General features: G+C 70.3%; 27 protein-coding genes and 1 other RNA gene. 12 read left to right on the plus strand and 16 right to left on the minus strand.

The features are described 5' to 3' along the window. The first annotated feature begins 24 nt into the window (after positions 1-24). Complete coding sequence (locus tag BW949_RS12170; RefSeq protein WP_076366462.1) at positions 25-1,158, plus strand: iron-containing alcohol dehydrogenase; 1,134 nt, start codon at positions 25-27, stop codon at positions 1,156-1,158. Here BW949_RS12170 and BW949_RS12175 read toward each other — a convergent pair. The 12 genes from BW949_RS12175 to BW949_RS12230 all read right to left on the minus strand — a co-directional run bounded on the left by BW949_RS12175 (position 1,155) and on the right by BW949_RS12230 (position 11,580). After that, positions 1,155-1,919 (minus strand): TIGR02186 family protein, encoded by a 765-nt coding sequence (locus BW949_RS12175; protein ID WP_076366464.1) that lies wholly within the window; start codon positions 1,917-1,919, stop codon positions 1,155-1,157. The genes BW949_RS12170 and BW949_RS12175 overlap by 4 nt on opposite strands. Then, positions 1,916-2,833 carry a sulfite exporter TauE/SafE family protein gene (locus BW949_RS12180; protein WP_076366466.1) on the minus strand — a complete coding sequence of 306 codons (918 nt, stop codon included), beginning with the start codon at positions 2,831-2,833 and terminating at the stop codon, positions 1,916-1,918. Before BW949_RS12180 ends, BW949_RS12175 begins: the two co-directional genes overlap by 4 nt. A gap of 61 nt (positions 2,834-2,894) precedes the next feature. After that, positions 2,895-3,707 (minus strand): purine-nucleoside phosphorylase, encoded by an 813-nt coding sequence (locus BW949_RS12185; RefSeq protein ID WP_076366468.1) that lies wholly within the window; start codon positions 3,705-3,707, stop codon positions 2,895-2,897. Next, positions 3,691-4,656 (minus strand): ABC transporter permease, encoded by a 966-nt coding sequence (locus BW949_RS12190; RefSeq protein WP_076366470.1) that lies wholly within the window; start codon positions 4,654-4,656, stop codon positions 3,691-3,693. The genes BW949_RS12185 and BW949_RS12190 overlap by 17 nt, the downstream gene beginning before the upstream one ends. Next, positions 4,656-5,756, minus strand: a complete 1,101-nt coding sequence (locus tag BW949_RS12195) for an ABC transporter permease (protein ID WP_076366472.1) — start codon at positions 5,754-5,756, stop codon at positions 4,656-4,658. The genes BW949_RS12190 and BW949_RS12195 overlap by 1 nt, the downstream gene beginning before the upstream one ends. After that, on the minus strand, positions 5,753-7,330 hold the full coding sequence (locus tag BW949_RS12200) for an ABC transporter ATP-binding protein (protein ID WP_076366474.1): 1,578 nt from the start codon (positions 7,328-7,330) through the stop codon (positions 5,753-5,755). Before BW949_RS12200 ends, BW949_RS12195 begins: the two co-directional genes overlap by 4 nt. A 4-nt stretch (positions 7,331-7,334) precedes the next feature. Then, positions 7,335-8,324, minus strand: coding sequence for a BMP family lipoprotein (locus BW949_RS12205; RefSeq protein ID WP_076366476.1), 990 nt, complete (start codon positions 8,322-8,324; stop codon positions 7,335-7,337). Positions 8,325-8,472: 148 nt separating this feature from the next. Beyond that, positions 8,473-8,886 carry a GNAT family N-acetyltransferase gene (locus BW949_RS12210; RefSeq protein ID WP_076366478.1) on the minus strand — a complete coding sequence of 138 codons (414 nt, stop codon included), beginning with the start codon at positions 8,884-8,886 and terminating at the stop codon, positions 8,473-8,475. A gap of 1 nt (position 8,887) precedes the next feature. Beyond that, the gene (gene tsaB, locus BW949_RS12215) at positions 8,888-9,547 is read right to left on the minus strand and encodes a tRNA (adenosine(37)-N6)-threonylcarbamoyltransferase complex dimerization subunit type 1 TsaB (RefSeq protein ID WP_076366480.1); all 660 of its coding nucleotides are present in this window, start codon (positions 9,545-9,547) and stop codon (positions 8,888-8,890) included. Beyond that, complete coding sequence (locus BW949_RS12220) at positions 9,537-10,106, minus strand: NifU family protein (protein ID WP_076366482.1); 570 nt, start codon at positions 10,104-10,106, stop codon at positions 9,537-9,539. Before BW949_RS12220 ends, tsaB begins: the two co-directional genes overlap by 11 nt. A gap of 123 nt (positions 10,107-10,229) precedes the next feature. Then, positions 10,230-10,688: a universal stress protein gene (locus BW949_RS12225; RefSeq protein ID WP_076366484.1), complete on the minus strand. Its 459-nt coding sequence runs from the start codon at positions 10,686-10,688 to the stop codon at positions 10,230-10,232. A 22-nt stretch (positions 10,689-10,710) separates the two neighbouring features. After that, the gene (locus tag BW949_RS12230) at positions 10,711-11,580 is read right to left on the minus strand and encodes a branched-chain amino acid aminotransferase (RefSeq protein ID WP_076366486.1); all 870 of its coding nucleotides are present in this window, start codon (positions 11,578-11,580) and stop codon (positions 10,711-10,713) included. Between the two features lie 134 nt (positions 11,581-11,714). Between BW949_RS12230 and ruvB the strand changes: the two genes are divergently transcribed. The 6 genes from ruvB to BW949_RS12260 all read left to right on the plus strand — a co-directional run bounded on the left by ruvB (position 11,715) and on the right by BW949_RS12260 (position 16,142). Continuing rightward, positions 11,715-12,773 (plus strand): Holliday junction branch migration DNA helicase RuvB, encoded by a 1,059-nt coding sequence (gene ruvB, locus BW949_RS12235; protein WP_076366488.1) that lies wholly within the window; start codon positions 11,715-11,717, stop codon positions 12,771-12,773. A gap of 74 nt (positions 12,774-12,847) precedes the next feature. Beyond that, positions 12,848-12,944: signal recognition particle sRNA small type (ffs, locus tag BW949_RS12240), an RNA gene on the plus strand. Between the two features lie 76 nt (positions 12,945-13,020). Further along, positions 13,021-14,769, plus strand: coding sequence for a DNA polymerase III subunit gamma/tau (locus BW949_RS12245; protein ID WP_076366490.1), 1,749 nt, complete (start codon positions 13,021-13,023; stop codon positions 14,767-14,769). A gap of 10 nt (positions 14,770-14,779) precedes the next feature. Next, a complete protein-coding gene (locus BW949_RS12250; RefSeq protein WP_076366492.1) occupies positions 14,780-15,124 on the plus strand; it encodes a YbaB/EbfC family nucleoid-associated protein in 345 nt (114 codons plus the stop codon). 6 nt (positions 15,125-15,130) lie between these two features. Beyond that, positions 15,131-15,736, plus strand: a complete 606-nt coding sequence (gene recR / locus BW949_RS12255) for a recombination mediator RecR (protein WP_076366494.1) — start codon at positions 15,131-15,133, stop codon at positions 15,734-15,736. A gap of 10 nt (positions 15,737-15,746) precedes the next feature. Then, entirely contained in the window at positions 15,747-16,142 is a 396-nt protein-coding gene (locus BW949_RS12260; protein ID WP_076366496.1) for a TfoX/Sxy family protein, read from the plus strand. Here the strand turns inward: BW949_RS12260 and BW949_RS12265 are convergent. The 4 genes from BW949_RS12265 to BW949_RS12280 all read right to left on the minus strand — a co-directional run bounded on the left by BW949_RS12265 (position 16,091) and on the right by BW949_RS12280 (position 20,718). Further along, the gene (locus tag BW949_RS12265; RefSeq protein WP_143524450.1) at positions 16,091-16,702 is read right to left on the minus strand and encodes a hypothetical protein; all 612 of its coding nucleotides are present in this window, start codon (positions 16,700-16,702) and stop codon (positions 16,091-16,093) included. The two genes, BW949_RS12260 and BW949_RS12265, sit on opposite strands and share 52 nt — an antisense overlap. Before the next feature lie 396 nt (positions 16,703-17,098). Further along, the gene (locus tag BW949_RS12270; protein WP_076366499.1) at positions 17,099-18,529 is read right to left on the minus strand and encodes a heme biosynthesis protein HemY; all 1,431 of its coding nucleotides are present in this window, start codon (positions 18,527-18,529) and stop codon (positions 17,099-17,101) included. A 10-nt stretch (positions 18,530-18,539) separates the two neighbouring features. Further along, positions 18,540-19,904 (minus strand): COG4223 family protein, encoded by a 1,365-nt coding sequence (locus BW949_RS12275; RefSeq protein WP_076366501.1) that lies wholly within the window; start codon positions 19,902-19,904, stop codon positions 18,540-18,542. An 88-nt stretch (positions 19,905-19,992) separates the two neighbouring features. After that, positions 19,993-20,718, minus strand: coding sequence for a uroporphyrinogen-III synthase (locus BW949_RS12280; RefSeq protein ID WP_076366503.1), 726 nt, complete (start codon positions 20,716-20,718; stop codon positions 19,993-19,995). Between the two features lie 91 nt (positions 20,719-20,809). On the opposite strand from BW949_RS12280, the gene tsaD reads away from it, so the two are divergent. The 5 genes from tsaD (at position 20,810) to BW949_RS12305 (ending at position 24,685) form a co-directional block, all read left to right on the plus strand. Beyond that, complete coding sequence (tsaD, locus tag BW949_RS12285; protein ID WP_076366505.1) at positions 20,810-21,907, plus strand: tRNA (adenosine(37)-N6)-threonylcarbamoyltransferase complex transferase subunit TsaD; 1,098 nt, start codon at positions 20,810-20,812, stop codon at positions 21,905-21,907. Then, positions 21,904-22,857 (plus strand): NAD(P)H-dependent glycerol-3-phosphate dehydrogenase, encoded by a 954-nt coding sequence (locus BW949_RS12290; protein WP_076366507.1) that lies wholly within the window; start codon positions 21,904-21,906, stop codon positions 22,855-22,857. The genes tsaD and BW949_RS12290 overlap by 4 nt, the downstream gene beginning before the upstream one ends. Then, complete coding sequence (locus BW949_RS12295) at positions 22,858-23,127, plus strand: YciI family protein (protein ID WP_076366509.1); 270 nt, start codon at positions 22,858-22,860, stop codon at positions 23,125-23,127. Further along, the gene (locus BW949_RS12300; RefSeq protein WP_076366511.1) at positions 23,127-23,546 is read left to right on the plus strand and encodes an EVE domain-containing protein; all 420 of its coding nucleotides are present in this window, start codon (positions 23,127-23,129) and stop codon (positions 23,544-23,546) included. The genes BW949_RS12295 and BW949_RS12300 overlap by 1 nt, the downstream gene beginning before the upstream one ends. A gap of 452 nt (positions 23,547-23,998) precedes the next feature. Further along, positions 23,999-24,685, plus strand: coding sequence for a sirohydrochlorin chelatase (locus BW949_RS12305; RefSeq protein ID WP_076366513.1), 687 nt, complete (start codon positions 23,999-24,001; stop codon positions 24,683-24,685). Positions 24,686-24,697: the final 12 nt, after the last annotated feature.

Here is a 24,697-nt window from a genome sequence, read left to right on the forward strand (position 1 = left end):
CGCTTTTCGGGAAAGGCCTTCGAGATGACCTCCTTTGCGCTGCGCACCCCGACCGAGATCCGCTTTGGCCGGGGGGTCGCGGCCGGCGCCGCCGAGGCCATCGCCGCCTTTGGTCCGGCGACGGTCCTGGTTCACGGCGCCAACCCGGCCCGCGCGGGCTGGCTGATCGACGCGCTTCTGGCGCGCGGGGTGGCGATCACCGCGATCTCCTGCCCCGCCGAACCCGACCTGCCCATGCTCGACGACGCCCTGGCCGCCGCGCGCGCCGATGCGCCGGCCTCGGTGGTGGGGCTGGGCGGGGGCGCGGCGCTTGATCTGGCCAAGGCGCTGGCGGCGCTGATCCCCGCCCCCGAAGGGCCGATGGCCTATTTCGAGGTGGTCGGCGCCGGCAAGCCGCTTGCCGCCGCCCCCCTGCCCTTCGTGGCGCTGCCCACCACCGCCGGCACCGGCACCGAGGTCACGCAGAACGCCGTCATCGGCATCCCCGAGGCCGGGCGCAAGGTCAGCCTGCGCAGCCCGGCCATGCTGGCGCGGCTGGCGCTGGTCGATCCGGCGCTGACCGATCATTGCCCGCGGGCGGTGACGCTGGCTTCGGGCCTCGATGCACTGACGCAGGTGATCGAGCCCTGGCTGTCGGCGCGCGCCAATTCGCTGACCGATGCCTTGTGCGAGAAGGCCATTCCGCTGGGGCTGCGGGCGCTGGCGACGTTGATGCATGCCGAGGATGCGCAGGCGCGCGACGACATGGCCCTGACCAGCCTGTTCGGCGGGCTGGCGCTGGCCAATGCGGGCCTGGGCGCGGTGCATGGGCTGGCGGGCGTTCTGGGCGCCGAGACCGGGGCCGCGCATGGCGCGATCTGCGGGGCGCTGCTGCCGCATGTGCTGGCCGCCAACCGCACCGCGCTTCCCAATGACGACATGCGCCAGCTGCGGCTGGCCACGCTGGATGGCTGGATCGCGCGGCATCTGTGGGTCTCGCCCGAAGGGCTGGCCGAATGGATCAGGGACGCCGGTCTGCCGGGCCTGGGCGCGATGGGCCTGCGGAGCGCGCGCATCCCGCAGGTGGCCGAGGCCTCGGCGGCGGCCTCGTCGATGAAGGCCAATCCGGTGGTCCTACCGCCCGAGACCCTGCGCGCGATCCTGCGCGCCGCGCTCTAGCGGCGCAGCCGGGCAAAGGCCTCCGAGGCCGCCCATCCCGCCGCCACCGCCACGATCAGCGACAAAAGGCCATAGCCCAGCGGGCTGTTCTTGGACAGCGCCGAGACCCAGCGTTCAAGCCCCACCTTCTGCACCGAGATCGCCGCCTGATATTTGTCGATCAGCCGCCCGTCGCGGGTCAGGAAGATGCGCGCCTTGTAATTGCCCTCGACCAGATTGGCCGGAAGCAGGAATTCGGCGCGAAACAGGGTCTGTTCGATCAGCCGCACGCCGCGTTCGTTCAGCGCATAGAGGCCCTCGTTCTCGCGGATGCGCAAGAGCGCCTCGGTGAAGGGGCGCGTGTCCTCGACCTCGACCGGGCCGTCAAAGGATCGGATCGCCAGCGGCACCGAGATCCTTTCGCGCTGGTCGATCTCGGGGCGCAGGATGGTGCTCAGCGTGCCGGTGGTGGCCACCGCGTAATAGCTGGGCGCGGCAGCGATGCCAACGCTTTCGGTGTTGATCCAGATGCCGAAGCGGCGGTCCTTGCGGCGCACGGTGACGGCGCCGGGCGGGCCTTCCAGCGTCACGATGACATGCAAGGGCGCGCCATAGGGTTCGGGCGCATCGCGCCGCACCGCGCCATAGATCAGCACCTCGGAGCCGGTGAATTGGGTGGTGATGCCGATGTTGTCCTTGCTCATCGCCGCGACCAGTTCCTCGGCCGCGTGCAGCGGCGTGGCGATCAGCAGGAAAAGAAGCGCCAGCACGCGTTGCATCATTGCCCCCCCCGCGCCGCCAGCGAGAACAATTCATCCGGGCGCAGCACCAGATCAAAGCCCAGCTTGAGCGCGACGCTCAGCACCAGAAGCGCCAGCAGGATGCGCAGTTCCTCGGCCTTGAGGCGTGCCGAGAGCCGCGAACCGATCTGCGCCCCGACGACCCCGCCGAGGATCAGCAGAAGCGCCAGCACCGCATCGACCGAGCGGTTGGTGACGGCATGGGCCAGCGTGGTGAAGGCCGACACGAAGATGATCTGGAAGAGCGACGTGCCGATGACGACCTTGGTCGGCATGCCCAGCAGATAGATCATCGCCGGAACCATGATGAAGCCGCCGCCCACGCCCATGATCGCGGCCAGAACCCCCACGGCAAACCCCACCAGAAGCGGCGGGATCAGCGAGATATAGAGCCCCGAGGCGCGGAACTTCACCTTGAACGGAAGGCGGTGGATCCAGGTGTGCTGGTTGCGCTTGCTCGCGCGCTTGCCGCTGCGCTGGCGATGCCGGGCGCGCAGGCCCTCTTGCAGCATCAGCGCCCCGATCGCGCCCAGAAAGACCACATAGGACAATTGCACGACCAGATCGATCTGGCCCAGCGCGCGCAACAGGTTGAAAAGCCAGATCCCCGAGGCCGAACCCGCGATCCCGCCGATCAGCAGCACCACCCCCATCGGGATATCCACGGTCTTGCGCCGCAGATGCGCCAGCACCCCCGACACCGAGGACGCGACGACCTGGTTCGAGCCCGTCGCCACCGCCACCGCCGGCGGAATGCCGATGAAGAACAAAAGCGGCGTGATCAGGAAGCCGCCGCCCACGCCGAACAGGCCCGAGAGGATCCCCACCAACCCGCCAAGCCCGAAAAGCAGAAAGGCATTCACCGAAACTTCGGCGATGGGCAGAAAGATCTGCATGGTGTCCCGGTCCCGCTCTGGCCCGAGCATGCCCCGCGCGGGCCGCCCTGTCAAAATCACATCATGGCTGTCTCAAGAAATCCTGAAGCATCCGCCGCAACACGCGCTCCAGCCGCGCCGCCCCCAGGGGCGCCATGGCCTTGGTGTGTTCGTGGCTGATCGCTTCCTCCGAGAGGCCCGCCCCCATGTTGGTGATGACCGAGACCGCCGCCACCTGCAACCCCAGGAACCGCGCCAGGATCACTTCGGGGACGGTGGACATGCCCACGGCATCGGCGCCCAGCACGCGCGCGGCGCGGATCTCGGCCGGGGTCTCGAACGACGGCCCCGAGAACCAGGCATAGACACCTTCGGGCAGATCCTCGCCCAGCGCCTGCGCCGCGGCGCGCAGACCGGCGCGCAGGGCGGGGTCATGGGCGTCGGTCATCGGCACGAAGCGCGCGTCAGAGGGTTCGCCGATCAGCGGGTTCAGGCCGCTGAAGGCGATGTGGTCAGACAGCAGCATCACCCCCCCCGGCGGCAGATCAGCGCGCAGCGAGCCCGCCGCATTGGTCAGGATCAGCCGGCCACAGCCCAGATCGCGCAGCACCTCGAGCGGCAGGCGCATCGCATCGGCGCGCCCGCTTTCATAGTAATGCGCCCGCCCGGCCAGAACGGCGACGCGCACGCCTTCAAGCTGGCCCAGCACCAGCCGCGGCGAATGCCCCGAGACCGAGGTGTGCGGAAAGCCCGGAAGATCGGCATAGGGGATCGACACGCCCGCGACCGCATCGGCCAGATGGCCCAGCCCCGACCCCAGCACCAGCGCGAACTCGGGCGGTTCCGCCCCGGCACGGGCGGCGATCAGGCGGGCAAGCTCAGCGCTCCTTGACATAGGGTTCTCCTCCGGCGCGGGGCGGGATGGCCTTGCCGACAAAGCCCGCCAGAATGATGACGGTCAGCACGTAGGGCAGCGCCTGCATGGCTTGCACGGGGATGACCACCCCCCCGAGATCCAGGTTCTGATAACGGTTCGACACCGCCTCCAGCAGGCCAAAGAGCATGGTCGCCCCCAGCGCGGGCACCGGCCGCCACTTGGCGAAGATCAGCGCCGCCAGCGCGATATAGCCGCGCCCGGCCGTCATTTCCTTCACGAAACCGGCCGAAAGCGCGATGGCCAGATAGGCCCCGGCCAGCCCGCACAGGACGCCGGTGATGGTCAGCGCCAGATACCGCATCCGCGCGACCGAGATCCCGGCGGTGTCCACGGCGGCGGGGTTCTCGCCCACCGCGCGCAGCCGCAGCCCGAAGCGCGTGCGCGCAAGCACCCACCACGACAGCGGCACCAGCGCGAAGGCCAGATAGACCAGGATCGAATGCCCCGAGATCAGATCGGCATAGACCGGCCCGATCACCGGCACCTCGCGCAGGGTCTCGGCGCCCGGCAGGGTGATCGGCTGGAACCGGCCCTCCTTCATCAGCGACGGCGTGCGCCCGCCCAGATGAAAGAGGTTCTGCCCCAACAGCACCGTCAGCCCCGAGGCCAGGAAGTTGATCGCCACCCCCGAGATCAGCTGGTTGCCGCGAAAGCTGATCGAGGCCAGCGCATGCACCATGCCCAGCGCGACCGACCCCGCGACCCCCGCCAGAAGGCCCGCCCAGGGCGAGCCCGTCACCGCCGCCACCGCACCCGCGCAGAAGGCCGCCATCAGCATCTTGCCTTCAAGACCGATGTCGAAGACACCCGCGCGTTCCGAGAACAGCCCCGCAAGGCAGGCCAGAAGCAGGGGCGTGCCCAGGCGCACGGTGGAATCGAGGATCTGGAGAAGCGTTGCGAAATCCATCACGCCGCCCCCCGGCTGCGCGCAAACAGCCGCTCGACCGGCGCGCGCACCATGTTGTCAAGCGCGCCGGTGAACAGGATGACCAGCGCCTGGATCACGGTGATCAGCTCGCGCGGGATGGTGGTCCACAGCGCCAGCTCGGCGCCGCCCTGATAGAGGAACCCGAAGAGAAGCGCGGCCAGCAGCACCCCCAGCGGATGGCTGCGCCCCATCAGCGCCACCGCGATGCCGATGAAGCCCGCCCCCTCGACCGCGTTCAGGACCAGCCGCTCGGCCTCGCCCATGACGGTGTTGACCGCCATCATCCCCGCCAGCGCCCCCGAGATCAGCATGGCGATCAGGGTGATGCGCACCGGGTTGATGCCGGCATAGACCGCGGCGCGCTCGGACTTGCCGAAGGCGCGCAGCTCGTAGCCGAAGCGCGTGCGCCAGATCAGCACCCAGACCAGAAAACAGGCCAGAAGCGCGATCAGGAACGAGACATTGGCCGGCGTGTTGCGCCCCCAGGCGATACCCAGCGCGGCGGCCATGTCATGCAGCGTGGGCAGCGACGTGCCCGGCGGAAAGCGCCCCGTGGCCGGGTCCATCGAGCCGGTGGGCCGCAGCACGTTGACCAGCAGATAGTTCAGCACCGAGGCGCCGATGAAGTTGAACATGATCGTGGTGATGACGATATGGCTGCCGCGCCGCGCCTGAAGCCAGGCGGGAATGGCCGCCCAGGCCGCCCCGAAGAGCGCCGCGCCCAGCGTCGCCGCGGGCAGCGCCAGCGCCCAATGCGGCCAGGGCAGCGCCAGGCAGACCAGCGCCACGCCCAGGCCCCCCAGCGTCGCCTGCCCCTCGCCGCCGATGTTGAACAGGCTGGCATGGAAGGCCACCGCCACCGCCAGCCCGGTGAAGATGAAATTCGTGGCGTAATAGAGCGTGAAGCCCCAGCCGTAGGACGAGCCCAGCGCACCGTCGATCATGATGCGCACCGCCGCCACCGGGTCTTCGCCGATGGCCAGGATCACCAGCCCCGAGATGGCGAAGGCCAGCACCAGATTCAGCGCCGGGATCAGCGCCACATCCGCCCATCTCGGCAGGGCTCCGCTAGCGCTCATGCCGCGCCCTCCGCCATGCCGGCCATCATCAGGCCCAGTTCGCGTTCGTCGGTCTGACCGGGCAGGCGTTCGCCCATGATGCGCCCGTCGAACATGACCGCGATGCGGTCGGCCAGCCCCAGGATCTCGTCCAGCTCGACCGAGACCAGAAGCACCGCCTTGCCGGCATCGCGCAAGGCCACGATGCGGCGGTGGATGAATTCGATCGCGCCGATATCGACCCCGCGCGTGGGCTGCCCCACCAGCAGCAGATCGGGGTTGCGCTCGATCTCGCGGGCGACCACGATCTTCTGCTGGTTGCCCCCGGAAAACGCCCGCGCCGGCAGCATCGGCAGCGGCGGGCGCACGTCGAAATCGGCCATCGCGCGCGCACAGGCCGTCTGCATCGCGGCATTGTCCATCAGGATCGCGTTGCGGCGGTATTCGGGCGCGTCGTGATAGCCGAAGGCGATGTTCTCCCAGGCGGCGAAATCCATGATCAGCCCGCGCGACTGGCGGTCCTCGGGGACATGGGCGATGCCCCGCGCGCGCCGGCTGCGCCCGTCCGAGCGCCGCCCCGTCAGGTCGATCGGCGCCCCGTTCAGCAACACCCGCCCCTCGGCACGCTGATAGCCGCCCAGAACCTGCAACAATTCGGACTGGCCGTTCCCGGCCACCCCGGCAATGCCCAGGATCTCGCCGGCGCGCAGGCTCAGGTCGATGCCGCGCAGCCGTTCGACGCCGCGATCATCGGTCACCCGCAGCCCCTCGACGCGCAGCACCTCGGGGCCGGGCTGCGCTGGCGCCTTGGCCACCTGCAACAGCACCTTGCGCCCCACCATCCGCTCGGCCAGATCCTCGGGGCCGGTTTCAGCGGTGCGCAGGGTCGCGGTCATCTCGCCCCGGCGCATGACGCTGACGGTGTCGGTGATCTCCATGATCTCGCGCAGCTTGTGGGTGATCAGGATCACCGTGCGCCCCTGCTGGCGCAGATTGGCCAGGATGCGGAACAGGTGGTCGGCCTCGGCCGGGGTCAGCACGCCCGTGGGCTCGTCCAGGATCAGGATGCGCGCGTCACGGTAAAGCGCCTTGAGGATCTCGACGCGCTGCTGATGGCCGACCGACAGATCCTCGACGATCGCATCGGGATCGACCTCCAGCTCGTAGTCGCGGGCCAGCTGCGCCAGCTCGGCGCGCGCCCGCGCCAGCGAGCGGCGCAGGAGCGGTCCGTCCTCGGCGCCCAGGATCACGTTTTCCAGAACCGAGAGGTTCTGCACCAGCTTGAAATGCTGGAACACCATGCCGATGCCGGCGCGGATGGCGGCCTGGCTGTCGGGGATGGCAACGGGACGGCCGTCGATCAGGATCTCGCCCGCGTCGGCGCGGTAGAAGCCGTAAAGGATCGACATCAGCGTGGACTTGCCCGCGCCGTTCTCGCCGATGATGCCGTGGATCGTGCCCGGCGCCACGCGCAGGGAAATGTCGCGGTTGGCCTGCACCGGGCCGAACGCCTTGGAGATGGAGCGCAGCTCGATCGCCGGGGGGGCGGTGGCCGCCCCCCGTGTTGTCGCCGGTGCCGCCGGGGCCGTCTGCATCGGTTCAGTTCACCGGGCAGGTGTTGTCGGTCATGTAATCGTGGACCTTGATCTCGCCCGCGACGATCGCGGCCGCCGCCGCATCCACCGCGGCCTTCATCTCGGGCGTGACCAGATCGGCGTTGTTGTCGTCAAGCGCATAGCCCACGCCCTGCTTGGCCAGATCCATCACGTTGATCCCGGTTTCCATGTCCGCCCCGGCCATGAAGGCGCCATAAACGGAATTGTCCACGCGCTTGATCATCGAGGTCAGGACCTGGCCGGGATGCAGGTGGTTCTGGTTGCTGTCCACGCCGATCGACAGGATGCCGCCATCGGCCGCGGCCTGAAGCACCCCCAGCCCGGTCGAGCCCGCGGCGGCATAGATCACGTCCGCCCCCTGCGCGATCTGCGCCATGGCCAGCTCGCTGCCCTTGACCGGATCGGCCCAGGCGGCAGGCGTCGTGCCGGTCATGTTGACGATGACGCGGGCGTCGGGATTGGCCGCCTTCACGCCCTGGGTATAGCCGCAGGCGAACTTGCGGATCAGCGGAATATCCATGCCGCCCACGAAGCCGACCGTGCCGGTCTTCGAGGCCATCGCCGCCATCATCCCGACCAGATACGAGCCCTGCTCCTCCTGGAAGACGACCGAGCGCACGTTGGGTTGATCGACCACGGCGTCGATGATGGCGAATTTGGTGTCGGGATAGTCGGGGGCCACGGTATCGAGAACGTTGCCGAAGGCAAAGCCCGTCATCACGATCGGGTTGGCCCCGGTTTCGGCCAGCCGGCGCAGCGCCTGTTCGCGCTGGGCCTCGGATTGCATCTCCAGTTCCTTGTAGCTGCCGCCGGTCTCGGCCACCCAGCGCTGCGCGCCGTTATAGGCCGCCTCGTTGAACGACTTGTCGAACTTGCCGCCCAGATCATAGATCAGCGCCGGATCGGCCGCGGCCATTCCCGCGCCCAGCGCCAGCGCCGCCGTTGCGCCCAGAAGGTGTTTCATGAGGGTCATCCTGATCTCCCGTCGAAAGCCGCCGAAGGCCCGTTGCGCGGGACTTCCACCCGCCTTTTTCCCTGTGGATTAGGGCCGACAGCCGCCAGAGGGTCAAGAGCGAAGGCACGAAGGGCCACCCTGTGGACGCGGCGGGACGGAAACTGCCTCAGGAAAGGGCGCGGGTCAGGATCAGGGCGTCCTGCGCTTCGCCCTGAGGCGTGCGAAAATAACCCCGCCGGCAGCCCGCCTCGGCCCAGCCGCCACAGGCATAGAGCGCGCGCGCCGCGGCATTCGGGGCCGCCACCTCGAGAAAGGCCGTGACCGCGCCAGCCGCGCGCGCGTGGGCCTCGAACGCGGCCAGAAGCGCCGCGCCGATCCCCTGCCGGCGCGCGGCGGGATCGACGGCCAGGGTCAGAAGCTCGGCCTCGTCGGCGATGACACGACCCATGATGAAGCCTTCGGGCCGGGCGATCACGAAGACCCCGCGCGCGGCCAGAAGATCGGCGAATTCGGTCGCCGACCAGGGCCGCGGTGTGGTGAAACAGGCGCCGTGCAGGCGGGCCAGATCCGCGGGCGTCATGTCAAACGATGACCGGCGCGGGGTCGGACGGGGGCGCGGCATCAGCGGCGCGCAGGTAAAGCGGCGCGGGCCGCCCCTGCGGCAGGGTGCCGGCGGCAAGGCGCGCCGCCGCGATCTGCGCCATGGCCACGGCCAGCGGCTGGGCGGGCGCCAGCGTGGCAAGCCCCAGCGCCTGGGCGGCCGATCCGGTGGCCCGCAGCCCCGGCAGGCGCGGCACATCCCCCGGCAGTCCCAGCGCAGGCGACGTTGATGCAGGCAAGCTGGGCGCGTCTTCGAAAAGCTGCCAGTAGATTTCTCCGCGGCGGGCGTCCTCGGCCACGACCAGCGGGCGCGGCAGGCCCTCGGCCAGCGCCTCGAGCGTGCCGATCCCGTGGACCGGCAGGCCCAGCGCCAGCGCCAGCCCCCGCGCCGCGGCGACCGAGATCCGCACGCCAGTGAAATTGCCCGGCCCCACGCCCACGGCCAGCCCGCCCAGATCGCGCCAGCCCAGGCCCGCCTCGGCCAGCGTCTCCTCGAGGAGCGGCATCAGCCGTTCGGCCTGACCGCGGGCCATTTCCTCGTGGCGGGCGGCGATCCGCGCGCCTTCTGCCGAAACGAGCGCGGCCGCGCAATGCGCGGCCGAGGTGTCGAAGGCCAGGACGGGTCCGGGCTCAGGGCGCAACGGGGCGCACCTCGCTGACTTCGGGGATGTAGTGCCGCAACAGGTTCTCGATGCCCATCTTCAGCGTCAGGGTCGAGGACGGGCAGCCCGCACAGGCGCCCTGCATGTGCAGATAGACGATGCCGCGGTCAAAGCCGTGGAAGGTGATGTCGCCGCCATCCTGCGCCACCGCCGGCCGCACGCGGGTGTCCAGAAGTTCCTTGATCTGCGCGATCACGCGGGCATCGGGGCTGTCGGCGTCGCTGTCGTTATGCCCGCCGGTCGCCGCGGCCGCCGCGGCCAGAACCGGCTCGCCGGACTGGAAATGCTCCATGATCGCGCCCAGGACGCCGGGCTTCACATGGTCCCAATCGGCGCTCTCGGCCTTGGTCACGGTCACGAAATCGTGCCCGAAGAAGACCGCCGTCACCCCGTTCACCGCAAAGATCCGCCCCGCCAGCGGCGAGGTTCCGGCCGCCTCGGGGCCCGCGAAATCGGCGGTGCCGCTTTCCAGAACGGTCTGGCCGGGCAGGAATTTCAGCGTGGCCGGGTTGGGGGTGGTCTCGGTCTGGATGAACATCGCGCGCGCTCCCTTGGAGGTATGGGGGTGATATGCGCCCGCCCTGCCCTCAAGTCAAGTTTGGAACCATTCCAGAATATATCTTTTACGGGCACCCATCCGCACGATCCGGTGCCCAATGGATCAGGTAATCGACTCGAGCCGTTCCTTGGACATGTCGCCCGGCACGACCGTCAGCGGACAAGGCAAAGTGCCGGCATTGCGGGTCATCTGCGTGACCAGCGGCCCCGGCCCGGTCTTCTTGTCCGTGCCCGCGCCCAGCACCAGAACCCCGATCTCGGGGTCAGTGCGGATCACGTCCAGGATCTCGGTCACCGGCTCGCCCTCGCGGATGACCAGCTCGGGGTCCACCCCCTGCCGGTCGCGCATCCACTTGGCGAAAACCTCGAAATGGGCCTCGATGCGTTCACGCGCCTCCTCGCGCATGATCGCACCGACCCCGATCCAATGCTGGTATTCCTCGGGCGGGATGACGGACAGGATGGTCACCCCGCCGCCGGTCCGGGCCGCCCGCATCGCCGCGAATCGCATCGCGTTGAGACATTCGCGGGTGTCGTCGAGCACCACCAGAAACTTGCGCATTCTCCCCCCTCCGGGCCACGTTCTAGATGCGGGCCGTCGTCAGCGCCCAGTCCCAGTATAGCTCGCGGACGCGGCGGGTCACCGGGCCATGCGGATAGCGCGCGTCCTCGAAGGCGGCGACCGGGGTCACCTTGGCGAAGTTGCCCGACAGGAACACCTCGTCGGCGCAGCGCACATCGTCCAGCGTCAGGATGCATTCGTGCACCCGCATCCCGTCGGCGCGCAGGTTGGCAATGTGGCGCGCGCGCGTGATGCCCGACAGGAAGGTGCCGTTGGCGATGGGGGTGAACAGCTCGCCGTCCTTGACAATGAAGACATTGGCGGTGGCGCTTTCGGCCACGTTGCCCATCGCGTCCTGCACCAGCGCATTGCCAAAGCCCTTGGCGCGCGCCTCGACCAGCATCCGGGCGTTGTTGGGATAAAGGCAGCCGGCCTTGGCGTTGCACACGTTGTCGGCCAGCACGGGGCGGCGGAACTGGGTGGTGGTCAGCGTCGTCGTGGCAAAGGGATCGGGCATCGCCACCTGTTCGAGGCAGAGCGCAAAGCCCGTCGCCCCCGGCGCCGGCGCCACACCCAGTTCCGAGCCGTTGAGCGCCCAATACATCGGCCGCACATAGACCGCCGCGCCGGGCTCATACTTGCGCAGCCCCTCGAGCGCGATCTCGACCATGGTCGCGGTGTCGATCGTGGGGGTGATCATCAGCGCCTCGGCCGAGCGGTTGACGCGCGCGCAATGGGCCTCGAGATCGGGGGCCACGCCGTCGAACAGCCGCGCCCCGTCGAAGACCGAAGACCCCTGCCAGATGCCGTGATCGGCGGCCCGCATCACCGGGATGTCGCCCTCGTGCCAGGCGCCCTCGAACCAGGTGCGGATATTGGTGCCGAATGCCATTGGGATGCCTCATTTTTCGTCCGGGCGTCACACTAGGCCCGCGTGCGGGCCTTCGTCCAGCGTCAAAGGCGCCGGGGCCGCCTTGCGTCAGGCGCCGTTTGCAGCGATCCTTTGCGCCCCGACAGGAACGCCCCATGCCCCAGCCCGACCCCAACCTGCGCCCCGAGCGCCTGCCCGACGACACCGACCGCGCGCTGCGTCCGCAGGCGCTGGCGGATTTCGTGGGCCAGGCCGAGGCCCGCGCCAACCTGCGCGTGTTCATCGAAAGTGCGCGGATGCGCGGCCAGGCCATGGACCACACGCTGTTCTTCGGCCCGCCGGGTCTGGGCAAGACCACGCTGGCGCAGATCATGGCGCGCGAGCTGGGCGTGAATTTCAAGATGACCTCGGGACCGGTGCTGGCCAAGGCCGGCGATCTGGCCGCGATCCTGACCAATCTCGAGGCGCGCGACGTTCTCTTCATCGACGAGATCCACCGCATGAACCCCGCGGTCGAGGAGGTGCTCTATCCGGCGATGGAGGATTACGAGCTGGATCTCGTGATCGGCGAGGGGCCGGCCGCGCGCACCGTGCGCATCGAGCTTCAGCCCTTCACCCTGGTCGGCGCGACCACGCGGCTGGGCCTTCTGACCACCCCGCTGCGCGACCGGTTCGGCATTCCGACGCGGCTCCAGTTCTACACGGTCGAGGAGCTTGAGCAGATCGTGGCGCGCGGCGCGCGGCTGATGGATATCCCGGCCGAACCCGCCGGCGTCCACGAGATCGCCCGGCGCGCGCGCGGCACGCCGCGGATCGCGGGGCGGCTGTTGCGCCGGGTGGTGGATTTCGCGCTGGTCGAGGGCGGCGGGAAGATCACCCGCGCCATCGCCGACAATGCGCTGACCCGGCTGGGGGTGGACGATCTGGGTCTGGACGGGGCGGACCGGCGCTATCTGATGCTGATCGCGGAACATTACGGCGGCGGTCCGGTGGGGGTCGAGACGATCGCCGCGGCGCTGTCGGAATCGCGCGATGCGATCGAGGAGGTGATCGAACCCTATCTGCTGCAACAGGGGCTGGTCAGCCGCACCCCGCGCGGGCGGATGCTGGGCGCGCGGGCCTGGCGGCATCTGGGGCTGGCCCAGCCTGTGGCCAACCCCGGCCCCGGTCCGGCCGCGGCGCAGGCCCAGACCGACATGTTCGAGACCGACTAGGCCCCGCCCAAACACCCCCCGCCCCTTGCCCAACGGGCTTGCACCGAAGCGGCAAGCCGCCTATATGACCCCCCGAGAGGTTGGCTCGGGCAGGCGCCTTGCCAACCCGGTCAGGTCCGGAAGGAAGCAGCCGTAACAAGTCCCGTCTGGGTCGATGTCCAGCCTCTCACTCCTTCCCCCCGTTTACCTTCGGCCGCGCGCCGCCTAATGTAGGCCCCGCCCTCCGGGCTCAGACCATGGGGAGTTCATGTCCGAAAGCGCCGGCTATCAGGTTCTGGCCCGCAAGTATCGGCCCGCCACCTTCGCCGACCTGATCGGACAGGAGGCGATGGTCCGCACCCTGAAGAACGCCTTTGACGCCGGGCGCATTGCCCATGCCTTCGTGCTGACCGGGGTGCGCGGCGTCGGCAAGACCACCACCGCGCGCATCGTCGCCAAGGGGCTGAACTGCATCGGCCCGGACGGCACCGGCGGCCCCACCACCGAGCCCTGCGGCGAATGCGAGCATTGCCGCGCCATCGCCGAGGGGCGCCATGTCGACGTGATGGAGATGGACGCGGCCTCGCGCACCGGGGTCGGCGACATCCGCGAGATCATCGACAGCGTGCATTACCGGGCGGCCTCGGCGCGCTACAAGGTCTATGTCATCGACGAGGTCCACATGCTCTCGACCAGCGCCTTCAACGCGCTGCTCAAGACGCTGGAGGAACCGCCCGCCCATGTGAAATTCATCTTCGCCACGACCGAGATCCGCAAGGTGCCGGTCACGGTGCTCTCGCGCTGCCAGCGCTTCGATCTGCGCCGGATCGAGCCCGAGACGATGATCGCGCATCTGGCCGATATCGCCGGGCGCGAGAATGCCCGCATCGCGCCCGACGCGCTGGCGCTGATCGCGCGCGCGGCCGAAGGCTCGATGCGCGACGCCATGAGCCTGATGGATCAGGCCATCGCCCATGGCGCCGGCGAGACCCAGGCCGACCAGGTGCGCGCCATGCTGGGGCTGGCCGACCGCGGGCGGGTGCTGGACCTTTTCGACCTGATCCTTCGGGGCGATGCCGCGGGGGCCTTGTCCGAGCTGGGCACGCAATATGCCGATGGCGCCGACCCGATGGCGGTGCTGCGCGATCTGGCCGAGATCACCCATTGGATCAGCGTGATCCACATCACCCCCGAGGCCGCCGACGACCCCACCGTGTCGCCCGACGAACGCGACCGCGGCCGGCAACTGGCGCAGACCGTGCCCATGCGGGTGCTGACACGGATGTGGCAGATGCTGCTCAAGGCGCTGGAAGAAGTGGGCAGCGCCCCCAATGCGATGATGGCCGCCGAGATGGCGGTGATCCGCATGACCCATGTGGCCGACCTGCCCGACCCCGAGAAGCTGCTCCGCCGCATCCACGAGGGCGCGCCGGGTGCCGCCGCGGCGGGCTTTCACGCCGGGAACGGCGCGGGCAACGGGTCGGGCAACGGCGCGGGGGCCCCGCGCGCGCAGCTGCCATCGTGGCGGGCGGGCGCAGGCGGGATGCTGGTTGCCGCCACGGCGCCGGCCGAAAGCCCCGACGCGGGGCTTGGCCAATACGCCACCTTCGACGATGTGGTCGGGCTGATCCGGCGCATGCGCGACATGAAGCTTCTGCTGAACGTGGAAAGCCACGTCCGGCTGGTGCGCTATGCCCCCGGCCGGATCGAATTCGAACCCGGCCCCGATGCGCCCGCCGATCTGGCCGCGACCTTGGGCGCGCGGCTTCAGGGCTGGACCGGCGCGCGCTGGGGGATCTCGGTCACCAACGGCGGCGGCGCCCCCACCATTGCCGAGACGCGCGCCGCCGAACGGGCCGCCAACGAGGCCGCAGCGCTTGAAAACCCGGTGGTGCAGGCGGTCTTTGCCACATTCCCCGAGGCCCGCTTCGCCGCTATCACCCCCCATCAACCGCCCGAGGCGCTGGAGACGCTCGAGGCGGTCGACGACGACTGGGACCCCTTCGAGGACAATTGAGGAGAGACGCATGTTCAAGGGTTTGGGCGCCATGGGCGACATGGCCAAGATGATGAAGGCCGCCAAGGAAATGCAGACCCGCATGGCGCAGCTTCAGGAAGACATGAACGAGATGACCGTCGTGGGCGAATCCGGCGCGGGCCTGATCAAGGCCGAGGCGACCGCCAAGGGCGAGCTGATCGGCCTGGCCATCGACCCGTCGATCTTCACCGCCGAGGACAAGGAAGTCGTCGAGGATCTGATCCTGGCCGCGATCAAGGACGCCCAAAAGAAGGCGCAGGAGCGCGCTCAGGAAGAGATGCAGAAGCTCTCCGAGGAGCTGGGCCTGCCCACCAACCTCAACCTGCCGTTCTGATCGGCGATGTCCGACCCCGGCAGCCGGATCGAGGATCTGGTCGCGCTGATGGCGCGGCTGCCGGGGCTCGGGCCGCGCTCGGCCCGGCGTGCGGTGCTGCATCTGATCCGGCGGCGCGGCACGCTGATGGCGCCCCTGGCGCAGGCGCTGGCCGAGGTGGCCGCCCACACCCGCGACTGTTCGATCTGCGGCAATATCGCCGAGGCCGATACCTGCGATCTGTGCCGCAACCCCGCCCGCGCCACCGGCGAGATCTGCGTGGTCGAGGATGTCTCGGACCTCTGGGCGATGGAGCGCGGCGGCGCCTTCCGCGGGCGCTATCACGTTCTGGGCGGCACGCTCAGCGCGCTTGACGCCGTGGGCCCCGACGAGCTGGGCATCCCGCGGCTGGTCGCGCGCGTGGCCGACGAAGGCATCCGCGAGGTGATCGTGGCGCTCAATGCCACGGTCGAGGGCCAGACCACCGCCCATTACATCGCCGAGGCGCTGGCGCCCACGGGCGTCACCGTCACCGGGCTGGCGCAGGGCGTGCCGATCGGGGGCGAGCTGGATTATCTCGACGACGGCACGATCCAGGCCGCGCTGCGCGCCCGGCGCAGCCTTCAGGGTTAGGGCGGCAGCCATGGCGACCCGCCCCGAAACCGCGGATTTCCTGCTGGAATGTCTGGATGGCGCGGGCGTCGAGATCCGCCTGCGGCGCATGTTCGGGGAATATTGCGTCTATGCCGACGACAAGGTCGCGGCACTGCTGTGCGACGACGCGCTTTTCGTCAAGCCCGTGCCCGAGGCGCGCGCCTATCTGGGCAGTGTGACCGAAGCCCCGCCCTATGACGGCGCCAAGCCGCATTTCCGGCTGGACCCCGACACCTGGGAAGACCGCGACCGGCTGGGCGGTCTGATGCGGCTTCTGGCGCAGGTCTTGCCGGCGCCGAAACCGCGCAAGCCCCGCACCGCAAAAACCCGCCCTCAGAGAACGGCGAGTTCGGGCCCCGGCGGCAAGCCGCGGCGGTCGCGGTAACGTTCCACCAGCCGCGCATAACGCCCCGAACGGGCCCGCGCCTCGCGGTGGAGCGCGCGAAACACCCCCGGTTGCAGCCGGTCGCCCAGAAGCGCACCCAGCACCCGGTCCATCAGCCCCGCTGCCGCCATCAGCCGCAGCGCCGGATGGCCGCCGAACGGCATGGCCAGCACCCGCAGCCCCGGAAAGGCCAGCCCCAGCGCCGCCGCATGCGCCCGGTCGCGCGGGGCAAGAAACGGATCATGGAGAACCAGCCCGCGCAGACCGGCCGGTGCCAGCGCGCGCAGCCGGTCCGGGTCGGGGGCGGGCAGCCCTTCGCAGGCCATCTCGTCGCGCAGATCGGCGGGCACGTCGTCGTCCTGCGCGCGGCAGCGGGGCGAAACCAGCAGCATCCGCGCAGCCCCCAGCGCCGCCGCGGTGCGCAAGGCGCCATAGGCCCCCTGCCCGATCGCCAGAACCGCCAGATCATCGGCCGCCGCCGAGGCCCCCGACAGCGCGCCCCGCGCAGACGGTCCACCCCGGCATTGCCGCCGAAATCGGGCGTGTCCGAGACCACGCACAGATGCGCCCAATCCGCCGCCAGCGCATGCCGGGTCAGCGTGGGCGCGCTGACCACGGGGCTGGTGGATTGGGGGCAGTCGTAGGACAGCAGAACACGGGCCGTCGCCTGGCCATGCAACACCGCCCGCAGCGTGGGGGTTTCATGAATGACGTGGGAAACCGGATCGTGAAACACAGCTGATCGTTCCTTGCAATCGGCCATCACGGCGGGCGCGATACCGGGGGGGCCTTCTGCCGGCTCGGTGTCACCGGCGGCACCCCCACTCCCCCACCCATCGTAAGCGACCGCGCCCTCACGCAAGGTTATCCGCCCCGCCCACGCGGGCCTGCAAAACGAGAAGGGGCGCCCCCGAAGGCGCGCCCCTAAAAGGGTCTGCAATGTCCGGCGAACCGGATCAGGAGGCCGGCGCGGCCTCGGGCGCGGCGGCGGCACCGGCTTGCGCCGATTTCGGCCCCGACACGATCAGCGGCAAGAGCTCGGCACCATGCGAAAGGCCCACGCCCCCCTGCGGAGGCTCGCGCCAGCTCAGCGTGTCGAAGCTGCCGCAATTGTCACAGACGGGCGCCCATTCGGCCTGGATGTTGTGACATTTGTCACAGCACCATTGCGGGCCGCGGCTGGCCACCAGCGCGCGCGACAGGAAGCCCCGCACGACCGCGTCGTCCTCGCCCTCGCCGCGGGCGATGGCGGCCATGATGGCCAGCACGCGGGCATTGGGTTCCTTTTCGGTCAGATCGCCCAGCGCCCGGCGCGCCGACACGAAATCTTCGGCCGCGACATAAAGCTCGGCTTGCAGAAGGCGCGTCTCGACATGGCTGGGATAGGCCGCGACCAGCGTCTCGAAGCGGGTCAGGCGCTGCGCCGGCGTCTCGTCGGGCTCGATCGCGGCAAAGGCGGCGGCGATATCGGGATGGGGGTTGGCTTCCCAGGCCTTGACCAGAACGCGGGTGGCGTTCTTGGCGTCGCCCTTCTCGATATAGGCCTGCGAGGCCAGAACCACCGCCGGCACCAGATCCGGCGAGGATTTGGCCGCCGCGATCGCGGCTTCGCGGGCCTGGATCGTGGCGCCTTCGGCGAAGATGCCCTTGGCCTCCTGAAGCGCCAGAAGCGCGTCGCGGCGGCGGTGCACGTCGCGTGGCAGAAGCCCCTGACGCGCCTTGGCGCCCAGCACGTTGCGCGCGCCCTTCCAGTCGCCCTTCTCGGTCTGGAGCTTCAGCAGCGTGTTCTGCACCTCCTGATGGCGGGGCTTCAGCGCAAAGGCCTTTTCGGCCAGTTTCAGCGCGGTGGCCGTGTCGCCCGCGGTCAGCTTCAGCCGCATCAGACCCTGGATGCCGACAAAGCGCGTGCGCTTGTCGTTGAGCAGGTTCTTGTAGGCGGCTTCGGCCTTGCGCGGGTCGCCCGCGACCTCGGCGGCCTGCGCGGCCAGAAGCTGGGTCAGCTCGGGACGCTTGAGATACCGCTCGGCGCGCTGGGCCTTGACCTGCGCGATCCGCCCCTCGCCCGAGGCGATGGCCAGCATGCCCTCGGCCAGCGCCTCATAGCCCTTGCGGGCACGGGTGCGGGTCAGGAAGCGGGTCACCGCAGTGGTGTCGCCCAGAAGAAAGCGCAGGAAGGCAAAGCCCAGACCCAGCAGCTTGAACAAAAGCCAGATGGCAAACAGCCCGGCCAGCGCCACGATCACCGCCTGAAGCGCGCCCAGGTTGAATTCCCAGTTCGCCACGACGATGCGCAGGCTCTGCCCCGAATCGGCCAGATAGGTTGCCCCCACCGCCGCGGCCCCGACCGCCGCGAAGAACAACAGGACCTTGATGATAACCCGGATCATCGCGTTCTCCTCAGTTCACGCTCTGGGCCAGGTCGGCCAGCGCCTTGGTTGCATCAAGACGGGCCTGCGCCATCGCGGTCCAGTCCGACAGGGCCGCCTGAGCCGCCTGCGGCAGCGCGCCGACCTCGGCAAGGGCGGTTTCCATGTCACCCGCCGCCGTGGCCGCACCCGCGCGCGCCAGAATGGCGTCGGGGGAATTGCCCTCGGCCGGCTCGAGCGAGCGCGCCCCGGTCTGCGCCAGGAAGAACGCGCCCAGCTTGCCCAGCGTGTCATCGCCCGCGGCTTCCTTGCGCGCCGCACCCAGCGCAACGCGCGCGGCCGGCTCGAACGCCCGGGTCAGTTCCGCGATGGTCGGCACATGGCCCTTGAGCGCGGACGGCAGGTCCACCCCGGCGGCGGCCAGCTGCGCCTTGGCCATCTCGGCGGGGGCGTCGCTTTCCACCGCCGCCGTCAGCGCGGCCACGGCGGCTTCGGCGCGGGCCTTGCGGGCATCCTCGGCGGCGCTGGCGCGCATCGCGGCGGCCTCGTCCTCGGCGGCCTTGATCTTGGCGGTCATCTCGGCCGTCGCCGCAGCGATCTGCTGGTCGATGGCCTCGGCGGTGGTGCGGTTCTTCTGGAACTGCTCGCGCAGATCGGCCAGTTCGCGTTCGAAGGCGTCGATCGCCGTGGCCGAGGCGGCGCCGCCATCCACCGGGCGCTTCTCGATCTCGAGCACGCGCGCATCAAGCGCGGACAGGTCATCACGCAGCGCGGACAGCGCGTCCTCGACCGGGCCCAGATCCACCGGCGCACCTTCGGCGGGCGCGGGCGCCGTCGCCGGAAGCGCGGCCAGCTGCGCCTTCAGATCGGCGATCTCGGCCGATTGGGCGTCCAGCGCGGCCTGAAGCGGCGCGGGGTCAAAGGCCGGAGCCGTTGCCGCAGCCGAGGGCCGGAATTGCGCGGGCAGATAGGGTTCGATCTGCGGCAAGCCATAGACCACCGCCCCGGCGCCCACGGCCGCCGCCGCGACCCCGCCCAGAAGCGTGGACATGAAGCCGCCGCCACCACCACCGCCCGAACGCGGCGCGGCCTCGCGGCTGTCGTCGTCATATTCGGCCTCGGTAGCGTCGCCGCCCCAAGGCGCGCGGCCATCCTCCGATGAGGGCGCGCGATCGTCCGTCGCCGCGTCTTCCTCGGCCAGGCGGGCGTCATAGCTGGGATCGTAATCGGCCATGGTGAAGGGCTTGTCCTTCAGGTCGAGATCAACCTCGACCGTGGCGTCGGATGCCGCTTCGGGGGCATCGCCCCGACCCTCGTCGATCTCGGCATCGACGACCGTCTTGTCTTCGGTTTGGGCCTTCGCCTCCGGGTTTTCGTCGCCGGTCTCGGGCTTCATGACTGGGTATCCCTCCGCAAGGGGCCGTCTGGCGGCCTTCATTTTCGCACGTCACTCTAGACGCAGGCGCGCGCTGCCTCAACCCGCATCACTCGGGCGCGCCGATCCCCGAAGCCGGCGAAACCAGCGCCGCCATCGCATTTCGGCAGGCCGCGAGCATCGCCGCCCCGTCGGGCGCAGCCGCCCGTTCGACCGGCAGACCCAGGGGTGCCGCGGCGCGCGCCACGGCAGCGCTGATCGCCACCAGATGCACAGGCGCAACGGCCCCCGCCGCCGCCGTCACGAAAAGGGCGGCCGAGCGCGGCGAGAAAAGCGGCACCAGAACCGGCACCGCCCCCGCAAGCGCGGCGCACGCATCATCCGCCAGGGGCAGCGCCACCTGATCATAGACCACCGCCTCATCGGCCACGCGCCCCGCCGCGCGCAGCATCTGCGCGACATCGGCCGCAACGTGGCGGCCGCGGGCATGCACGAAGGGCCCGTCGGCGCCGCTGTCCAGGATGGCCTGCGCCAGCCCCGCCCCGTCGCCCGGCCCCACGGTCACGGCGAACCCCGCGGCTTCGGCGGCGCGCGCCGTGCGCCCGCCCACGCACCAGGCCCGCCGCCCCGCCGCGGGCGAGCGCGCCACGAACGGCCCCACGGCCGCCTCCGAGGTCAGGATGACCTCGGGCGCGGGGGGGATCTCGGCGGGCAGGGCGACAATCTCCTGAAGCGGGGACACGATGACCTCGAACCCGGCGGCCTCGGCGCCCAGATCGCGGGCAAAGCGGCGCGCGGCGGGCGCGGGACGGGTCAGAAGCAGGATCGGGCGCATGGCTCCCCCCTCTGGGCTGCGGGATGCTGGCGGATTGTGCCGGGCGTCCGGCCCGTGTTACCTGCGAGCCGGACAACGGGCAATCGGACAGATGACACGCACCCTGACGGTTCTGGGCATCGAATCAAGCTGCGACGATACCGCCGCGGCGGTGGTGCGCGCAGGCTCCGGCCCGGCGGGGGCCGAGATCCTGGCCTCGGTCGTGGCGGGGCAGACCGAATTGCACGCAGCCTTCGGCGGCGTGGTCCCCGAGATCGCCGCCCGCGCCCATGCCGAGAAGATCGACCTGTGCATCGAGGAAGCGCTGATGCGCGCGGGCCTGACCCTGGCCGATCTGGACGCGGTGGCGGTGACCTCGGGGCCCGGTCTCATCGGCGGGGTGATGGCCGGGGTGATGTGCGCGCGCGGGCTGGCCGCGGGGGCGGGGCTGCCGCTGATCGGGGTCAACCACCTGGCCGGGCACGCGCTGACCCCGCGGCTGACCGACGGGCTGGACTTTCCCTATCTGATGCTTCTGGTCTCGGGCGGGCATTGCCAGTTCCTGATCGTGGAGGGCCCCGAAAGCTTCACCCGGCTGGGCGGCACCATCGACGACGCGCCGGGCGAGGCCTTCGACAAGACCGCCAAGCTGCTGGCGCTGCCGCAGCCCGGCGGACCCGCCGTCGAGACCGAGGCCCGCGCCGGCGATCCCGGCCGCTTTGCCTTTCCGCGCCCGCTGATGGACCGTCCGGGCTGCGACATGTCCTTTTCCGGGCTGAAGACGGCGCTTCTGCGCGCCCGCGACGGGGTGATGGAGAACGGCACGCTGCGCCGCGCCGACCGCGCCGATCTCTGCGCGGGGTTCCAGGCGGCGGTGGCCGATGTGCTGGCCGGGAAATCGGCGCGCGCGCTGGCGGCGATGCGCGCGCGCGGGCTGGCCCCCAGCGCCTTTGCCGTGGCCGGGGGCGTGGCGGCGAATGCGGCGATCCGGGCGCGGCTGACGGCGCTTTGCGCGGGCGAGGGGCTGGACTTCGTGGCCCCGCCCCTGCGGCTTTGCACCGACAATGCGGCGATGATCGCCTGGGCGGGGATCGAGCGGCTACGCGCCGGAACGGCACCGGGCGCCGATCTGGTGCCCCGGCCGCGCTGGCCGCTGGATCAGGCGGCCGCGCCCATGCTGGGGGCGGGAAAACGGGGGGCAAAGGCATGAGCATTGCGGTTCTGGGCGCAGGCGCCTTCGGGGCGGCGCTGGCGGTGACGCTGGCACAGCAGGGTCCGGTCACGCTCTGGGCGCGCGACGGGGCGGCGGTCGAGACCATGCGCGCCACCCGCCAGATCCCGCGCCTGCCGGGGGTGACGCTACCCGAAACGGTGCGGGTGACCGCCGATCTGGCCGAGACCGACACCGCGGGGGTCGTGCTGCTGGCGCTGCCGATGCAGGCGCTGGGGGCATTCCTGGCCGATCATCCGCGGCCCAACCCGGCGCTGGTGGCCTGTTGCAAGGGGATCGACCTGGCCACGGGGCGCGGGCCCAGCGCGCTGATCGCCGAGACCTGCCCGAATGCGCAGCCGGCCGTTCTGACCGGGCCGTCCTTTGCCGCCGACATCGCCCGCGGCCTGCCCACGGCGCTGACGCTGGCCTGCGCGGATGCGGGCACGGGGGCCGCGCTGCAACTGGCGCTGTCGACGCCGACGCTGCGGCTCTATCGCTCGACCGACGTGACCGGCGCCGAGCTGGGCGGCGCGCTGAAGAACGTGATCGCCATTGCCGCGGGGGTGACGATGGGCGCGGGCCTGGGCGATTCGGCGCGCGCGGCGTTGATGACGCGCGGCTTTGCCGAGATGAACCGCCTGGCCGCCGCGATGGGCGCGCGCCCCGAGACGCTGGCCGGGCTGTCGGGGCTGGGGGATCTGGTGCTGACCTGCACCTCGGCGCAATCGCGCAATTATCGCTACGGCCATGCGCTGGGCGCGGGCGAGACCTTCGACCCCCGCACCACCGTCGAGGGCGCCGCCACCGCCGGCGCCGCAGCCGCCATCGCCGCCGCGCGCGGTCTCGAGATGCCGGTGACCGAGATGGTCGCCGCCCTTGTCGCGCGCCGCATCGGTGTGGAAGATGCCATGGCGGCGCTGCTGGCCCGCCCCCTGAAGGAGGAATGAATGCACTTCGCCCTGATCTGCCGGGACAAGCCCGGCCACCTGGACACCCGCCTTGCCAACCGCGAGGCCCATCTGGCCTTTGCCCGCGAAAGCGGCGTGGTGGTTCTGGGCGGACCGCTGCTGGACGGAGGCGCGATGTGCGGCTCGCTCGTCGTGCTCGAGGTCGAGGACCGCGCCGCCGCCGAGGCCTGGGCCGCCGCCGATCCCTATGGCAAGGCCGGCCTCTTCGAGAGCGTCGAGATCATCGAATGGAAGCGGGTCGTCGGCTGATGGCCTACTGGCTGTTCAAATCCGAACCCGACAAGTGGTCCTGGGACCAGCAGGTCGCCCGCGGCGATATCGGCGAACAATGGGACGGCGTGCGCAACTATCTGGCGCGCAACAACATGCGCGCGATGAAGCTGGGCGATCTGGGCTTCTTCTACCATTCCAACCAGGGCAAGGAGATCGTCGGCATCGTCGAGGTCTGCGCCGAGGCCCATCCCGACAGCACCACCGACGATCCGCGCTGGGAATGCGTGGACATCCGCGCGGTGCTGCCGCTGGCGCGCCCGGTGACGCTGGCCGCGGTCAAGGCCGAGCCGCGCCTGGCTGAGATGGCGCTGGTCACCAGCATGCGCCTGTCGGTCCAGCCGGTCCGCCCCGAGGAATGGAAGATCGTCTGCGAGATGGGCGGGGTCGATCCCTGATCCGCTATGGGCCCTGAAACAGGCCGGGCCCTGATCCGCGATGGGGGCAGGTAACCGTGTCTGGCGGGCGGGTATCTGGCGGGCTTCGCGCGGGGACCGTTCGGTGCCGCGCCGGAAGACACGGCGCGCATGCAAAACAGGCCGCCCGAACAGGTAGCCGAAAGCGCACATGGATGTATGGAGTCAAGATAACAGGAGGGCCCCGGCACCCCTACCAGGACCCTCCACCACCCCACGTGCTCCCCTACGCACCACACGTGAACTTTAGAACGGGTCCTGGCCTTCCTGGCCGGCTGCAAGAAGGATTAGCCCGCGGTCGGATTCGTTGCAAGCTCAGGTTGCGGACAAAGCGTCACCAATTCAACTGGTTATCGTAGCGTTTGGTTAACCCGCCGGTGCAGGCACGCTTGGCACGCGCCACCGATGCGCTAGCTTGCCCGCAGGAGGACGCCATGCCCGACGCCCTGATCGTGGCCCACGGGTCGCCCGCAGACCCCGAGCCGGCGCAGAACACATTGGAATCGCTGGCACAAGCGGTCGAACGCCGGCTGCCCGGCTGGCGCGTGCGGGCCGCGACCCTGGCCGCGCCCGGTGCGTTGGAACGCGCCGCAGAGGGGCTGCATGCCGCGCGCGTCTATCCCTTCTTCATGGCCCAAGGCGTCTTCACCGGGCGCATCCTGCCCGACAGACTGCGCCGCGCGGGCCTGTCGGGCGAGATCCTGCCCCCCTTCGGCACCGACCCCGATCTGATCGAGCTGGCGACTCGGGCCGTGGCGCCCCTGGCGGGCCATGGCGTGATCCTGGCCGCGCATGGGTCGCGCTCGGGCTCGCCCGCCCGGCTGTCGGCGCGCAACATGGCGCGGGCGTTGCGCGCGCGGCTGCCGGGAACCACCGTCGCCGTGGGTCTGATCGAGGAACCACCCTATCTGGTCGATGTCGCGCGCGCGCTGCCCCGCGCCGCCTGCCTGCCCTTCTTTGCCCTGGCGGCGGGCCATGTCTGCGACGACATCCCCGCAGCCCTGGCCCAGGCCGGCGCGACGGGATCGATTCTGCCGCATCTGGGGGCTGATCCGGGCGTTCCCGGTCTGATCTCTGCGGCACTTTGCGCGCCCCGGAGCGGCGCCGGAATTGTCATCTGACTGTTACATGGT

Origin of the sequence: Phaeovulum vinaykumarii (assembly GCF_900156695.1) — a bacterium.
GTDB classification, from domain to species: Bacteria; Pseudomonadota; Alphaproteobacteria; order Rhodobacterales; family Rhodobacteraceae; genus Bieblia_A; species Bieblia_A vinaykumarii.